The organism is Mesorhizobium sp. M0145, assembly GCF_040322355.1.
Lineage (GTDB): Bacteria > Pseudomonadota > Alphaproteobacteria > Rhizobiales > Rhizobiaceae > Mesorhizobium.
Genome location: NZ_JAMYTK010000018.1, coordinates 15,216 through 29,982, shown reverse-complemented (window position 1 = coordinate 29,982; position 14,767 = coordinate 15,216). Strand labels below are relative to the sequence as shown.

General features: G+C 57.9%; 12 protein-coding genes and 1 pseudogene. 9 read left to right on the top strand and 4 right to left on the bottom strand.

The genetic code is table 11. From position 1 onward, the window contains the following. Positions 1-39 precede the first annotated feature (39 nt). The 7 genes from NKJ28_RS23180 to NKJ28_RS23150 all read left to right on the top strand — a co-directional run bounded on the left by NKJ28_RS23180 (position 40) and on the right by NKJ28_RS23150 (position 9,346). Positions 40-2,424 carry a GumC family protein gene (locus NKJ28_RS23180; protein WP_352637050.1) on the top strand — a complete coding sequence of 795 codons (2,385 nt, stop codon included), beginning with the start codon at positions 40-42 and terminating at the stop codon, positions 2,422-2,424. Further along, positions 2,312-3,571, top strand: coding sequence for a tetratricopeptide repeat protein (locus NKJ28_RS23175; protein WP_352637049.1), 1,260 nt, complete (start codon positions 2,312-2,314; stop codon positions 3,569-3,571). The genes NKJ28_RS23180 and NKJ28_RS23175 overlap by 113 nt, the downstream gene beginning before the upstream one ends. Then, positions 3,568-4,884: an O-antigen ligase family protein gene (locus NKJ28_RS23170; protein WP_352637048.1), complete on the top strand. Its 1,317-nt coding sequence runs from the start codon at positions 3,568-3,570 to the stop codon at positions 4,882-4,884. The genes NKJ28_RS23175 and NKJ28_RS23170 overlap by 4 nt, the downstream gene beginning before the upstream one ends. A gap of 338 nt (positions 4,885-5,222) precedes the next feature. Then, positions 5,223-6,128, top strand: a complete 906-nt coding sequence (gene cysD, locus NKJ28_RS23165) for a sulfate adenylyltransferase subunit CysD (protein ID WP_352637047.1) — start codon at positions 5,223-5,225, stop codon at positions 6,126-6,128. 2 nt (positions 6,129-6,130) lie between these two features. Next, complete coding sequence (gene cysN, locus NKJ28_RS23160) at positions 6,131-8,068, top strand: sulfate adenylyltransferase subunit CysN (protein ID WP_352637046.1); 1,938 nt, start codon at positions 6,131-6,133, stop codon at positions 8,066-8,068. A 10-nt stretch (positions 8,069-8,078) separates the two neighbouring features. After that, on the top strand, positions 8,079-8,867 hold the full coding sequence (gene cysQ, locus NKJ28_RS23155; protein ID WP_352637168.1) for a 3'(2'),5'-bisphosphate nucleotidase CysQ: 789 nt from the start codon (positions 8,079-8,081) through the stop codon (positions 8,865-8,867). 233 nt (positions 8,868-9,100) lie between these two features. Next, the gene (locus NKJ28_RS23150; RefSeq protein WP_254820584.1) at positions 9,101-9,346 is read left to right on the top strand and encodes a type II toxin-antitoxin system VapB family antitoxin; all 246 of its coding nucleotides are present in this window, start codon (positions 9,101-9,103) and stop codon (positions 9,344-9,346) included. 148 nt (positions 9,347-9,494) lie between these two features. Here the strand turns inward: NKJ28_RS23150 and NKJ28_RS23145 are convergent, their stop codons facing one another. Then, positions 9,495-11,081, bottom strand: coding sequence for an adenylate/guanylate cyclase domain-containing protein (locus NKJ28_RS23145; RefSeq protein ID WP_352637045.1), 1,587 nt, complete (start codon positions 11,079-11,081; stop codon positions 9,495-9,497). A gap of 383 nt (positions 11,082-11,464) precedes the next feature. Between NKJ28_RS23145 and NKJ28_RS23140 the strand changes: the two are divergent. Beyond that, positions 11,465-11,819: pseudogene (locus NKJ28_RS23140) on the top strand (XRE family transcriptional regulator); the annotation flags it as partial. Positions 11,820-12,638: 819 nt separating this feature from the next. On the opposite strand, the gene NKJ28_RS23135 reads toward NKJ28_RS23140, so the two are convergent. The 3 genes from NKJ28_RS23135 to NKJ28_RS23125 all read right to left on the bottom strand — a co-directional run bounded on the left by NKJ28_RS23135 (position 12,639) and on the right by NKJ28_RS23125 (position 14,008). Then, positions 12,639-12,827, bottom strand: a complete 189-nt coding sequence (locus NKJ28_RS23135) for a hypothetical protein (RefSeq protein ID WP_352637044.1) — start codon at positions 12,825-12,827, stop codon at positions 12,639-12,641. A 162-nt stretch (positions 12,828-12,989) separates the two neighbouring features. After that, positions 12,990-13,295, bottom strand: a complete 306-nt coding sequence (locus NKJ28_RS23130; protein WP_352637043.1) for a hypothetical protein — start codon at positions 13,293-13,295, stop codon at positions 12,990-12,992. A 335-nt stretch (positions 13,296-13,630) separates the two neighbouring features. Then, on the bottom strand, positions 13,631-14,008 hold the full coding sequence (locus tag NKJ28_RS23125; protein ID WP_352637042.1) for a transcription elongation factor Spt5: 378 nt from the start codon (positions 14,006-14,008) through the stop codon (positions 13,631-13,633). Positions 14,009-14,157: 149 nt separating this feature from the next. Here NKJ28_RS23125 and NKJ28_RS23120 point away from each other — a divergent pair, with 149 nt between their 5' ends. Then, a complete protein-coding gene (locus NKJ28_RS23120) occupies positions 14,158-14,400 on the top strand; it encodes a hypothetical protein (protein ID WP_352637041.1) in 243 nt (80 codons plus the stop codon). Positions 14,401-14,767: the final 367 nt, after the last annotated feature.

Below are 14,767 nucleotides of genomic sequence, written 5' to 3'. Positions count from 1 at the left end.
ATTGTCGGAATACAGAGAAACCTAGGATTACCTCGCACCATGCTCGATCGTAACAGACAGCATCAAATTGCAGGCCCAGGACACGGCCAGGCTTTGTCCGCCGACCTGTATTATGACGGTGCGCAAAATTATAGCCCGTATGGCCGCGACCATTCCGAGCAGGACGAGGGCTTCAATCCGCTAAAGCTGCTCTTTTACGTTGTTCAGTACCGGTGGCTGATCGTCATGGTGGCGGCAGCCGGGCTTGTCGCCGGCATTATCGTTACGATGATGCAGACACCAAAATATCAGGCAACAACACAGTTGGAAGTGCTCGTTCCTTCGGCCAAGGTCTTCCAGGACATCGAGGTGGTTTCTGAAAATGCCGACGTCCGGGCCTTCCTCACCGCCCGTGAAAAGCTCAAAAGCCGCGCATTGGCTCAGCGCGTTGTGTTCCAATTGGGTCTTAGTGAAAAACCGGATTTCCTGTTTCCCACGCCGGCCTTTTCCCTCGGCAACATCTTTTATCGTGCGTTTGGAATTTCAAAATCGCCTTCCATTGAAGAGAAAACTCCAGAGCAACGCGAAGCAATCGCGATCGGGCGTATTCTAAGTGATCTCACCGTCAACCTCGTTCCCAACACGAGCCTGCTATCGATCACGTTTGTCGATCAGAAGCCGAAATATGCGAGCGACGTGGCCAATCAGGTCGCCCAAAGCTTTATTGACCAACGTCTCGACCAGACCAGCGAAACATCCGACCTGGCACGACAGTTCATCCAGGAACAGGTTCTGCAGGTGAAGCAAAAGCTCCAGAAATCCGAAGAGGAACTGGTCGCTTATGCCAAGGATGCAGGCATCACGATAACCGGCGACGACAAATCGCTGATAGGGTCAAATATCGAAGCCCTGAACACTGCCCTTGCAACAGCGATTCAGGATCGACTCGATGCCGGACGAGTGGTGGACCAGATAGACAAAGGCCGCGGATCAAGCCTCAGCCCCGTCCTGGAAAGCAAAGGTCTGCAAGCGCTCAGCGATAAACTGGCGGATCTAACCAGTCAATACCAGCAGAAATTGGGGATTCTGAAGCCTGGTTTTCCCGAAATGCAGCAGCTTCAGTCCCAGATCAAGGAGCTGCAACGTCTCTATAACAACGGCGTGCTTGCTATAACGGATTCACTGCGGCTGAAATATCAGGAGGCGCAGAACAAGGAGGCCGATCTCAAGGCCAAACTTGCTGAGATGGAAAAGCAGCAGGTCGTCTTCAACGACAAGAACATCAAATATACTATCCTCAAGCGGGAAGTGGATTCGAACCGGTCGCAATACGACAGCCTTATCGCCAAGCTGAACGAGGTTGGGGTCAGCTCCGAACTCAAGACGCAAAGCGCCGCAATCGTAGATTTTGCCACGCAGCCGAGAAGCCCATATTCGCCGCGCCTTAGCATCAATCTCGCGATCGCTCTGGCTCTTTTCCTGGCTCTGAGCGCCTCGGTCATTTATGTTATCGAACTGTTGAACAACACCTTCACCAACCCTGAACAGGTCGAAAAAGAATTGGGACTGGCGATGCTCGGCATCTTGCCGCTCGTCGAGGACCGGGAACTCATGGCCAGTATCGCCGATCAGAAGTCCAGCCTGTCGGAGGCCTACCGCTCGCTTCGAACGTCATTGCAATTCTCCGGTGCGGAAGGCGCGCCACGATCGCTGGTTGTCACCAGTTCGGAGCCCTCGGAAGGCAAGTCGACGACATCGTTCAAGCTCGGGCAGGACTTTGCGGCACTCGGTGCGAGAGTTCTCATTGTCGACGGCGATCTTCGGAAGCCGAACCTTCATCGGCTGTTTGGTCTCGACAACACGATCGGGCTCAGCAATCTGCTGACAAACACCGTTCGCAAGGAGGATCTCGCTAGCATTTTCAGGGCGACGAAATACCCCAACGTGACCGTTCTAACCTCTGGGACGATCCCACCGAATCCCGCGGATCTGCTCTCGTCGCCGAAGATGGCTCTGATTGTCACCAATCTCGGCAAGCGCTTCGATGTTGTCATCATCGACGCTCCGCCGATCGTCGGTCTTTCGGATGCTCCTATTCTCAGCCGACTCGCTGAGGGCACATTGATGGTCATCTCTACAAATCAGGTGACGCGTAAGTCGGCCAAGACCGCGTTGAAGCGCCTGCGAGCGGCTGGCGCGAACGTAGTCGGAGCCGCGATGTCAAAGTTTGCGGTGAACAAGTTCGATTACAACTACGGCTACAAATATATGAATTATCAGTATTACAACTACGGCACGGACACGAGTAATCCGAAGATTGAGGGCAAAGTCGATGATGGAGCAAGCCAGCCCGCTTATGCAAAGTCTCCGGCATTCAGTCGTCTGGTTCGTCGCGTCCGTTCTAGTGTTGGTGGCTTCCTCGATCGGGCTAAGTCGATTTCTTGAAACAGAAACACCGGCTGCTTCTCTTGCCTTGGACCCGTTCAATGTCGACGCATTGATAGCTGAAATCACCGGCGACCTGAACGACACGAACAATGCTCCTGATCTTGATGCATTGCTTGCCAGGGCCAGGGGCGCGCTCGCCTTCGATCTGGCGGATGCGCGTCTCTATAGCCTGATCGGCGAGATCAAATACCGGCAGGGCGAAAAGGACGAAGCCTACCAGCTCTTCGATCAAGCCCGAAAATTGTCCAAAACAGAGATCCATGCGCTGCAGAGATCCATAGGCCGCAAGATCGAAACAGGTGATTTGCCGAAGGCGGTTGGCGAGATCGACGTATTGCTGCGGCGATGGCCAGACCAATTTCCGGCAGTCGCCGACGGCCTGCCGACAATTCTCTCGAATCCTGATGGGTACCAAGCCGCGCTGACGGCCATCAGGGCGCAGGCGCCCTGGAGAGTCAGTCTGATCTACGCTCTTAGCAAAACTCCCGAGGGGATCGATTTCGCAAATCGTCTGCTGCTCGATTTGACCGGATCAAGCGCACCACCGAATTCGGGCGAACTGACTGCCGTGATCAGCGGCTATTTGCGTCAGAAGGAATATGGACCGGCCTATCGGCTGTTTCTTTTCAGCCTGTCCAATGAAGAGCGGAAGCTGGGCGGATATATTTTCAACGGCACGTTCGAGCCGGGCTCGGGCGGCAAACCTTTCGATTGGCAGGTCCGCGATCAATCGGGCTTGGAAGTGACATTTGCAGCATCCCAGGATGCTGTGGAGGGCGAGGGTGGGGCAACGGTCCGGTTCTTGAATACCCCCGTCAAGAACACTGCCCTTCAGCAATATGTTCAATTGCCTCCAGGCTCGTATAAGATTTCCCTCGTTGCCTCTGCGCGAAACCTGAAGCTTCCAAAGGAATTGTTCTGGTCGATCAAATGTTTGGGGCCGGCCGGCGAAATAGCAAGGTTCAACATCCCCGAGGGCACATATAACCGACAAAAGCTGAGCCAGGACTTCTCGGTTGTACCGACTGGCTGCCCTATGCAACTATTGACGCTGCAGACCGCCGCCATTGCCGAGAGCTGGCGATTTCGATATGTCGGCACCTTGATAATGCACAAATTGAGCGTTGAGAGAGTTCCATCTTGAACGACCGGTCGTCGGAATGGGATAAATATCTCCTCGGCACGGTCTTGTTTGTATCGCTGCTGATCGGTGGTGGTACTGCGAGCGGCCTTTACACAGACACTCTGATCGAGGTCGCGGCGATAGTTTCGGCCGCGGCCATCTTTTCGCAAACCCCCGGCCAGAGAATCGCCCGGCCTGTTCTGTGGCTGCTGGTCTTCGCTATGGCGTTGATCGTTTTGCAAATCGTCCCATTGCCGTCAGCCATATTCAACGGGTTGCGGCCGGAGCTGTTGCTCGGAGATCCCTGGGTTGGAGAAAGCCGATTTCGTTTCATCAGCGTAGGGGTCGGCCGGACGGTCGAATGCCTGCTTTATCTTCTGGCCGCCGCAGCGTTTTTTTTGGCCGTATTGCGTTTGCGTGCCGAGCAGGTCAGCGCGCTCCTTCCGTTTTTCTTCATGGGTGTTATCTGCAATGGTTTGGCGGGAGCGATTCAATATTCGCTCTCAGACGACATTGCTATTGAGGGACTGTTGCCGTTTACGATCAATGCAGGGCTTTTTGCCAACCGGAATCATTTCGCGGCTTTGCTTTTTGTGTCGATCCCCTTCGTCGTTTACCATGGTCTCTTCCGTGGGCGCCTTTTGTCCGGGTCGCTTGGATTGGTCACACTTTTGCTGCTGCTTTTGGCAGCCGGTTCGCGTGCCGGTGTTCTGATTGGGTTGGCGATCACCGTATTGTCCGTGATCTTTCTCTCAGCTCGTTCAAGGGCGAGCGGGTTCAGCGTTCTCCTGATTTTTGTCGGGCTTTCGATCTACACGATCGGCGCTTGGACCAAGATCGACGTGGAGGCAATCGATCCGGCTTTTGGGCGAGGAGAATTCGCCCGAACCACAATCGAGGGGATCAAGAACAATTGGGCGACAGGTGTCGGATTTGGGAATTTTCAAAACGCCTATCAAATTTACGAAAAGGAGGGCATGATTTTCAAGCAATACGTGAATCATGCCCACAATGAATACCTTGAAATAGCCTTCGAAGGTGGCGTTCCGGCCATCCTGCTGATGGTAGGTTATTTCGTGTTGCTTTTCGCGGCATTGGCTAGAATTCGCCGAGACCCGCTCCAGAAAGCAGCGTTCCTCTCCGTTTCTTTTCTTCTTATTCATTCGCTGGTCGATTATCCGCTGCGAACCGCGGCATTGGCGATAGCCTTTGCCTATATGAACGCCATCATCTTCCATAAAGGGTTTGCGGAACGCTTGACCCGCAAGACTGAGATGATCGAGATCGATCACAACGGCGACAAGCTACTTGTCCCCATCGGAACTTCGTCCTAGCCACCTCGTCGCCACGACTGGCACCGCCTCAATGACGCGCACGGCTGTCAGGCGAGCCGGCTCCAGGCTCTCAGCTTCCCGCCCAGGCAATATTTTCCCGCCTCTCCCAAGCGCAACTGGTCGCGGGGCAGAAATTTCCCGATTTTGCCGGCCGTACGGAAAATTCATTCCCGAACCATTCGGCCGCAAGCCTGTCTTGCATTGTTCTGGACCGGAACGATCTGCTAGAACGCCCGCACGAGAATAGATTGTCCGGAAGTGCAGTTTGAATCGGTCGGCTGAAGGTCGCCTCCGATGCAGGCCCTTCGTGGATCGGTACGAAAGAACGCTCGCAGTCCATGAATATCGCGCTTACGCACCTTCAGCGGCTTGAGGCCGAATCCATCCATATCTTTCGCGAGGTGGCCGCGGCATTTGCCAAGCCGGTCATGCTCTATTCGGTCGGCAAGGATTCGTCCGTGCTCATGCACCTGGCGATGAAGGCATTCTATCCGGCCAAGCCGCCCTTTCCCTTTCTCCATGTCGACACGACCTGGAAATTCCGCGAAATGATCGCCTTTCGCGACCAGATGCAGCAAAAGCTCGGCTTCGACCTCCTGGTCCATGTCAACCAAGACGGTGTGCGCGACAACATCAATCCGTTCGACCACGGCTCCAACACCCATACTCATGTGATGAAGACGGTGGCGCTGCGGCAGGCGCTCGACAAATACGGGTTTGACGCAGCCTTCGGCGGCGCCCGTCGCGACGAGGAGAAGTCGCGCGCCAAGGAGCGCATCTTCTCGTTCCGCAACGCCCAGCATGTCTGGGATCCGAAGAACCAGCGGCCGGAGATGTGGAAGATTTTCAACACCCGCATCGCTGCCGGTGAATCGATCAGGGTGTTCCCGTTGTCGAACTGGACCGAGCTCGACATCTGGCAGTACATTCTTCAGGAAAACATCCCTATCGTGCCCCTGTATCTGGCCAAGGAGCGGCCGGTCGTCGAGCGCGATGGCATGCTTATCCTGAGGGATGATGAGCGCATGCAGCTGCGGCCCGGCGAAACAGTGGAGAACCGGATGGTGCGGTTCCGCACGCTCGGCTGCTATCCGCTGACCGGCGCGATCGACTCGGACGCCGACACTCTGGAGGCGATAGTCGGCGAAATGCTCACGGCGCGCACTTCCGAGCGGCAAGGTCGCCTGATCGACCGCGACGAAGCCGGCTCAATGGAAAAGAAGAAGCGCGAGGGGTATTTCTGAGCATGCACCATATCATGGCCAAGAGCCTCGCCCCGACCGACGGTGTCCGCGACTATCTGGCGGCGCAGGAACGAAAGTCGCTGCTGCGCTTCCTGACCTGCGGCTCGGTCGACGACGGCAAGTCGACGCTGATCGGGCGCCTGCTTTCCGACACCAAGCAGATTTTCGAGGACCAGCTGGCCACGCTCGAGCGCGATTCGCGCAAGCACGGCACCACCGGCGACGACGTCGACTTCGCGCTGCTGGTCGACGGCCTCGAGGCCGAGCGCGAGCAAGGCATCACCATCGATGTCGCCTATCGCTTCTTCGCCACGCCAAAGCGCAAGTTCATCGTCGCCGACACGCCCGGCCACGAACAATACACGCGTAACATGGCGACAGGTGCATCGACGGCGGATCTCGCCATCGTACTGATCGATGCCCGCCAGGGCGTGCTGCGTCAGACCAGGCGGCATTCGATCATTGCCTCGCTGCTTGGCATCCGCCACATCGTGCTCGCCGTCAACAAGATCGATCTTGTCGGCTTCGACGAAGCGGTTTTTGAACAGATCGTCGCGGATTACGGGCAGTTCTCACGTGAGCTCGGCTTCCAGACGATCGTGCCCATTCCTATGTCGGCCCGTTACGGCGACAACGTTACTGGCCGTTCCGATAGGACATACTGGTATTCCGGTCCGACGCTGATTGAACATCTCGAAACCGTCTCGGTCGACGAGGCCGCGGTCGAATTGCCGTTCCGGTTTCCGGTCCAATATGTGAACCGTCCCAACCTCGACTTCCGCGGTTTCGCCGGCACCATAGCCTCCGGCTCGGTTGCGCCGGGCGACGAGGTGGTCGTCGCCAAATCCGGCAAATCTTCGCACGTCAGGCGCATCGTTTCGCATGGCGGCGATCTTCAGCAGGCTATTGCCGGCCAGGCCATCACCCTTGTCCTAGACGACGAGGTGGAAGTCTCGCGCGGCAATATGCTGGTATCCCCGGCGGCGCGGCCGCAGGTCGCTGACCAGTTCGCCGCCAACATCGTCTGGTTCGACGAACATGCGCTGCTGCCTGGCCGCTCCTACATCCTGCGCACCGAGACCGACCAGACTAGCGCCACCGTCACCGACTTGAAATACCGCGTCAACGTCAACGACTTTGCCCATGAGGCGGCCAAGTCGCTTGAAATGAACGAAGTCGGCATCTGCAATATCTCGACGCGGTCGCCGATCGCCTTCGATCCGTTTGCCGAAAACCGCACCACCGGCGCCTTCATCCTGATCGACCGCATCACCAATGCTACAGTCGGCGCCGGCATGATCCTGCATTCGCTGCGCCGCGCCGAAAACATCCACTGGCAGTCGCTCGATGTCGGCAAGCGCGCCCGCGCCGACATGAAGAACCAGCGGCCGGCCGTGTTCTGGTTCACCGGGCTTTCGGGCTCGGGCAAGTCGACCATCGCCAATCTGTTCGAAAAGAAGCTCTTCGCCACTGGGCGCCATACCTACATTCTGGATGGCGACAACGTCCGTCACGGACTCAACCGCGATCTCGGTTTCACCGACGCCGATCGTGTCGAAAACATTCGCCGCGTCGCCGAAGTGGCACGCCTGATGGCCGACGCCGGGCTGATCGTCATCGTGTCGTTCATCTCGCCGTTCAGCGCCGAGCGGCGCATGGCGCGCGAATTGATGGCCGACGGCGAATTCATCGAGGTGTTTGTCGACACACCCTTCGAGGAATGCGCCAGGCGCGATCCGAAGGGCCTCTATGCGCGGGCGTTGAACGGCGAGATCAAGAATTTCACCGGCGTCGATTCACCGTATGAGGTGCCGGAAAAGCCCGAAATCCATCTCAAGACACTCGGCAAATCAGCCGAGGAGATGGTGGAGGCCCTGGAACACTGGCTGAACGAGCGGGACATTGCCGAAGACCAATATGACAGCGGCGGCGGTATCTGACGACGAAGCGATGCTCGCCGTCTTCGAGCACCTTGCCTTGGCGGCAGGGCGCGAGGTGATGCGTGTCTTTCGTGTCGGCTGTGCGGTCGACAGCAAATCGGACAGTTCGCCAGTGACGGAGGCGGATCGCGAGAGCGAAAAGATCATCCTTGCCGGGCTGCGTGCCGCATTTCCCGAAATTCCATGTGTGGCCGAGGAGGAAGCCTCTGCCGGCATCATGGCGCCGGATCTCGGCGACGCCTTCTTCCTGATCGATCCGCTCGACGGCACCAAGGAATTCGTCAACCGCCGCACCGATTTTACCGTCAACATCGCGCTGGTTCGCCATGGCGTGCCGGAGATCGGCGTCGTTTTCGCACCTTGCACCGGCCGCTTCTTTTCCGGCCGGCCGGGCAAGGCGGAAGCGATCGAGATCAATGACGACTATGAGATCGTCGATCGCCAGCCGATTTCGGCAAGGGCCGGTATGGTGCCGCTGACCGTCGTTGCCAGCCGCTCCCACAACACGCCGGAAACCGACGCCTATATCCGCGCGCTTGGGGCCGCCGAGATCGTCTCGGTCGGCTCGTCGCTGAAATTCTGCCTTGTCGCCGGCGCCGAGGCGGACGTCTATCCGCGCTTCGGCCGCACCATGGAGTGGGATACTGCCGCGGGTGACGCGGTGCTGCGCGCCGCCGGCGGCATGACGCGCACGCTGGATGGTGAGCCGCTCGCCTACGGCAAGCGCAACCAGAGTGACGACGAGGATTTCGCCAACCCGCATTTTATCGCCAGCGGCAAGGCTGCTGGATTTGGCTAGACGGTGATTGCGCAGTTCCAGACCCGTACGAAAGTGCGGGTGTTGCAAGTGACTTATGCGAGCGACCTCAGATACTGCTCGAGATCTGTAAACACAGCGGTACGATCCCCATCCAGCCGACAGTTGGGTCGGCGTGGCCGATTCGCTTCGTGTCCGGTCGATGCTACGGGCCTTCACACGGTGTATCCAAATTGCTGTATACCGATACACTTGAACGGCTATACGAGCGAGTGATGGCGTTCCACATCAAAAATCCCGAGACCGACGCACTGGCCCGCCGGGTCGCCGCACTTAAGAGGACTGGTCTGACAGAGGCCGTCCATGCCGCGCTCAAACATGAGCTTGAGCGCGAACAGGCTAGACCGTCCCTGGTAGAGATCGGCGTCAGGTTCTGCCGTGATCTGCGAGCCCGGGGCAAGCCTGATCACGGCAGGCCCGCCGACAAGGCGTTTCGCGACAGCCTGTACGAGAATGACTGATGTTCATCGACGCCTCGGCCCTGACGGCGCTGATGACCAACGAGGATGATGCGCGCGAACTCCTGGCCGGGACCCGGCGCGGCTGAACAGTGTTGAACCGGAGTTTACTTGGCTGGCCACGGTCCATGATTGGATCACGTTCAAGAACCTAAAATGCGGCGGGCTTGCTTCGGATGGTTAAGGCCAGGAGCGCCTCCGAAAGTCGTTTCTTCGCCCGCTCCACCCCGTTCTCGTCGATTGCCTCAACATCGAGGAACAAGTCGAGACCAGTCGCATGCTCGCTGATGACCTGAGGGCGCTGGGCGAGTTCACCCAGGAGGCCCTCGACTTCGTAGGGGACAACCTCCCGGCTGATCCCCTTCATGGCAATCGGGGCTAACGGACGCGCCCGGACAAGGTCGCGCACGAGCGCGTAAGTCTCATAGCTGAGGCAGATGCCGCCGGGCTCGGCAATCGACTGCAACCGGGCCGCCAAGTTCGCTTCGGCTCCAATGATCGTGTAGTCCATCCGATCATCGGAACCGAAGTTCCCAACATTGCAATAGCCCGTGTTGATGCCCATGCGAGCTCGGAAGGGCCGTTCAACTCCGCGGTCATGCCACACCCTGTTCAACTGCTCGAGCCGACGCTGCATGTCGACAGCCATGCGCAAGCAGGCTCTCGCGTCTTCCTCGATGCCCTGCGTCTCGGGGTCTCCGAAGAACACAAGAAGCGCGTCGCCGATGAACTTGTCGACGGTGCCGCCGTGTTTGAGCGCGATCGTCGACATCTCGGTGAAGTACTCGTTGAGGAGAAGCGTCAGGTCCTCGGGCTGGAGGCGTTCCACGATCGCGGTGAAATCCTTGACGTCGGAGAAAAAGATCGTGAGCTTCTTGCGCTCGGTTGCGATGGTGACGTCCTTCTGGCCGCTGAAGATGCTTTTGTAAATTTGAGGCGAAAGGTATTTGGCGATCTTCAATGAAATCGCGGCCAGAAAGTCGTTTGCCTCGGAAAGCTCCTTGTTGATGCCCTGAATCAACGCGGACTGCCGACGCTGCAGGAGAATGAACGTCAGGCCCGCCGCCGCCGCGAACCCGAAATATAGGAGCAGATACTTGAAGGTCAGCACGTTCGCAGCAATAGGCTGATTGACTGATATCTCCTGGATCCCTCGGACATCCCCTACCTTCCAGTCCGTCTTGGGGCTGTCCGGGTGTGAGTTATGGCAGGTCACGCACACTTGTCCCATTATGACAGGGGCCGCGGCGCGGACCTGCCGGTCAAACAGTGAGCCCGAGACCTCGATGATCGGCTCCTTCGGGTTGGCGCGCAAAGCCAAGATTGCATTCCGCTCGAAAACATCGAGCTGGTGGGGCGCGCGACCTTTGAAAGGCAGATCCGAGACGAACCGATATTTGACCGACCCGTCATGAGCGCTGATGCGCTTGCCGAGTTCGATCGAGAGGGTTGCTGGAATAGGGATCGCACCTGGCACGTCCCGATAGTTGTGCGTCGCAGTCACGGCGCCGTTAGCTTGCAGCACGCGTCCCACGACGTCACTGCCGTAGAATCCGCGCATTTCGTCGATGATGCGGCTGATTTCGCTGGCTTGCCTGCGCAGCATCCGTTCCGACAGGTCTCGGAGGTCGAGCCAGGCTGCGACGGGCAGACCGATAAGGCCGATGACCACTGCCGCCACCAGGAGCGGTCCCATGGTGCGCTGCTGACGCGCAATCTGTTCACCCAGTCCAGCCATTGTGCAAGCGCCCGGCCGTCTTAATATGTGAACTATAGCTCATTCCCGGCACGGTACCAGAGTCAGTCTTGGCTCGATAAAAACACGTCAGCCCTGCAACGTCGGACCGACCTTGAGCGGTTGTTGCTAAGCTCCGACCCTCACAGCGGATTTCGCATTCTGGCGCTAGACGGACAGTGAATCAGTGAAAGGGATGTCGCAACGTCGGTTGTGGCCCGGAATGCGCTCCGCGATAACCGCTAAGGGGCCAAAAATTCACCTGTAGCAAGGTTGAGACTTCTGCGGTCGGAGAGCGGGTCGGAAAAGAAAGTGTCCCGCAAAACGTATCCGCGCTTCGGCCGCACTATGGAATGGGACCTGCGGCGGCTGACGCGGTACTGCGCGCTGAAATTGTCGCCGGCAAGGACATGCTGAGCGCGGATGCCTTTGCCAAGCTGCTCGGTACGTCCCGGGTGACGGTCAACGCCAAGCGGCAAAATGGGCAAGTGCTCGGGATCGATGGCGCCAAGCGCGGTTTCCGTTTTCCTGTCTGGCAACTCGACAAAGACGATCGTCCCTTCGAAGCATTGCCGGCGCTCCATGCGGTGTTGGGCAACAGCGCCTTGGGCGGTCTATCGGTTTCTGGCGTCGCGCCATGGCGCCCTCGATCGCCGGACGGGCGTTCGAGCGCTTCAGCAAGGCGATGACGCCGCGGTGCTGGCCGCGGCGGAAGGCATGGCCAGGGGCGACTTCGACTGAATGCCCGGCGTTCTACCTCCACCCGATTTCGCGCTCGCAAAGACACGTTGCGCACCTGATTGTTCCAACCAGCTTTCGACCGAACGAGGGGACGAGGATGCCGGCTGTGTTGATTTGCCAAGATGATGTACTCCGTCACCGCTCATGCCGATGAAGGGAGCCGGCTCGAACCGCAAATCTCAAAATGTCTAGTGATGGCCACTGGGACCCCGCACAGTCGGGGATTCGAAGCTGATTTTCAGGTGGTGCTAAGCAAGGCCGGCAAGGTTGAGACGATCACCGTTATGCTAGTATGCTCATACATCGCGCTTTGCTCTGAGTGGCGGCCCAGCAGCTTGGGTTAGGGGGGCCGCTGGGCCTGACCAGCGAGCGTTCGGGAATGCTCGACTGGCTGGTTAGTATTTTAGATAAATCTAATGTAATCGAACCATGCGAACGAAGTACGCGGCGGTAAGAAAGTGGCTGGCCCGATTCACTTACCGCGCTCTTGCCTTGGGTTCTGGCGAGCTTTCGGACGGGTTTGCAGCCAATTTTGCAGATCGCCGATCTGTTACCCACAGGGACTTTTTCCTCGCCACCAAATCGTCACGATCGCCCTCAGCGGTCGCTCGGCTGTGCATGGCAGCTATGGCGTAGTCGGCTCTGTTGGTTCGATAGTCTTCTTTTTGGACAGTCATCGTTTGCTCCCAGTTTCATAGCCCCTCTTTTGCCCTTGCGGGGAGATTAACTGCCGGTGCATTACGCGAGTCAATCGATGAAACGACCACTCCGCAGTCGCGAGGGCGGGAAGCAAACCGACAATTTTAACGTTGGAACGGCTCACAGAGTGCCGGCAACACAGCCGCCCTTTCGTCGGGCTGCGTTGTTCGCGTCCATGTTGCCCTTCAGCTCGCCGATCTTGGCTTCACGTACCTTGATGTCTGTGTTGTCCATCATGCTGCCAACCGGCAAGCCAAGCCAAAACACGCCGTCCACGTCATGGCGGGCGGTTCTGTCTTGTACAGCCATTATCGGCGCCAGGTCGGAACTCGTTCGGTAAAGTTCGGCTTCCAACTGGCTGCAGGACTTGCCCGCGTATGGGCTGGACCAAACCGGCGTGGGCTTGATGTCGGCTGGGCGAGTAGCGCAGCCCGACAAAACGCTGATGGCTACAAACGCACATAACTTGATTCATGCTTCCCCCCAAAATGCCCGCGGCGAGCAGGCGCTGAGGGCGGGATGAAGTCTATGTGCCTTGACGGCATGCGGAATATATTTTGCGGGATGCCGCACCCTCGCCGACACGAAGCCGTTTCCGAATATCACCTCGCCAAAATTGAACGACAGGCGTGGCTTCTGACGGTAGAACTCCGCGACACGCAGTTGTCGCTCAAGCCATTTGGCGAGCATTGGGAAGCGATCGACCATCTGCATCGGGACATAAAGCGGGCGCTCAATCTGCTTAACAATAGGCCGGCGGACTACGAGGAGCCGCATTTCGCGCCCATGTCGCGAGGGTGAAGAACTAGCCTGTAAGTTTAGTGAAGTCGTGGCGCCGCGCGCGAACATGTGCCAGCAAATTCGTTTCGTTTACGACCCCTGATTGAAAGAGATTCAGCGTGGTCGAGGCCAGAATCTGACCGTCTATCGGGGTGCTGTACCATTTGGCGTCGGCGGTTACCTGGTCGACAACCCGCTGGCAGATCGCCCGATCTTTAGGTCTAAGGAACTGACTTTTCAGTGCTCGTAGCATCTCGACGCCTTGAAACGGGGAGTCACCTGTCTCCGCGCGATACCCATGCGTGGTCTCCGGGCATGGACCCTAAACGCATTCAGACGGAAAATTGCCATTCGTTTGAGTGGTACCGATGTCGCGTGGATAAGCGGCGGTCCGCGAGCTGATCCACCATGTCGCGCAGCGGCTTCTTGCGTTTTGGCGTCCTGTACTTCTCGACCAGCCTGACCTTGTCGATATCGATCGTCACCAGCGGTCCCAGATCGACGGTCACCCTGCCGCCTTCCTCGTCTATGCGCGTGATCTCTCCGGTGAGCTCGATCTGCTGCCCCTTCTTCACCTTGGTATGATCGATGATCGAATGTGGAAAGCATAGCTCGGAATCGAGACGTTTACGCCGTGCTGAGTGACCCATTTGCGAAGGTGGGCGTGATCGCCACCTCGTCACGAATGGAAATTCGGCGCGCCGTTCCATGAGTCCGGTGCGCTCGGCGCCTTACTCAAGATATTGCTAATTATGGATGAGCCCGCTTCCTCCAACCGATGGATGAAGCCGATCGTGCCGGTGCTACTTTGATGCATCGCGCGACTTACCCGACAAGAGCTGGCTCCAGGGGCAAAAATATGAGCAAGACGACTCTCACTGCTATCGCAATCCTCGCGATCGGTGTCGGCTGTGCCGAAGCCAAGGACCGTAAGGTCGAAACCGCGACCTTGGGCACTTACGCCAATTCGAAGAACCTGCCCGTTTGCACCTCGTCAAGCTCACTCTTCGAAGTCCTCGGTGATAAATGTTTTCTCGTCCCAGGTTCGATGATCTATGGCGACATCGCCGAACTGTCGCAGACAATCACTTTGAGTTGGTAGCCGAAGCAAAAACCTCCCAGCGCGGCCTCCATTCTCCGGTATGAAGTTGCCCTTGCAGGTGCTGCCGTGACCCCAGATATCGACCCAGTCTTCGCGCGCCGCCAATACCGGCGCAATCCCCAGTCACCACGGGCCTCTCCAAAATTCTTATGCCGTTCGCACTGCGGTCGAGCGTGTCGCGCCAACACAGCAGCGCCTCTGCATCGTTTGGGCAACCTAACGCATAGCTTCCGGTCCGAGTCTGCAATGAGCCTGTGACCGTACTGCAGAGGCCTAGGCGAGCAAGTGTCGCCTGCGATGTCGCCCAGTGCGGAGCAAAGGGTGCTCCCAGCCGAAAAAAAGCCAGAAACTCGCAGCCGCAATCCTC

Excerpts from the sequence above, each read along its gene's own strand:
- cysN (WP_352637046.1), top strand. The coding sequence starts at position 6,131 with ATGCACCATATCATGGCCAAGAGCCTCGCCCCGACCGACGGTGTCCGC.
- NKJ28_RS23135 (WP_352637044.1), bottom strand. The coding sequence starts at position 12,827 with ATGGCTGTACAAGACAGAACCGCCCGCCATGACGTGGACGGCGTGTTT.
- cysD (WP_352637047.1), top strand. The coding sequence starts at position 5,223 with ATGAATATCGCGCTTACGCACCTTCAGCGGCTTGAGGCCGAATCCATC.
- NKJ28_RS23150 (WP_254820584.1), top strand. The coding sequence starts at position 9,101 with ATGGCGTTCCACATCAAAAATCCCGAGACCGACGCACTGGCCCGCCGG.
- NKJ28_RS23130 (WP_352637043.1), bottom strand. The coding sequence starts at position 13,295 with ATGCGGCTCCTCGTAGTCCGCCGGCCTATTGTTAAGCAGATTGAGCGC.
- NKJ28_RS23145 (WP_352637045.1), bottom strand. The coding sequence starts at position 11,081 with ATGGCTGGACTGGGTGAACAGATTGCGCGTCAGCAGCGCACCATGGGA.
- NKJ28_RS23175 (WP_352637049.1), top strand. The coding sequence starts at position 2,312 with ATGATGGAGCAAGCCAGCCCGCTTATGCAAAGTCTCCGGCATTCAGTC.
- NKJ28_RS23180 (WP_352637050.1), top strand. The coding sequence starts at position 40 with ATGCTCGATCGTAACAGACAGCATCAAATTGCAGGCCCAGGACACGGC.
- cysQ (WP_352637168.1), top strand. The coding sequence starts at position 8,079 with ATGCTCGCCGTCTTCGAGCACCTTGCCTTGGCGGCAGGGCGCGAGGTG.
- NKJ28_RS23125 (WP_352637042.1), bottom strand. The coding sequence starts at position 14,008 with ATGGAACGGCGCGCCGAATTTCCATTCGTGACGAGGTGGCGATCACGC.
- NKJ28_RS23120 (WP_352637041.1), top strand. The coding sequence starts at position 14,158 with ATGAGCAAGACGACTCTCACTGCTATCGCAATCCTCGCGATCGGTGTC.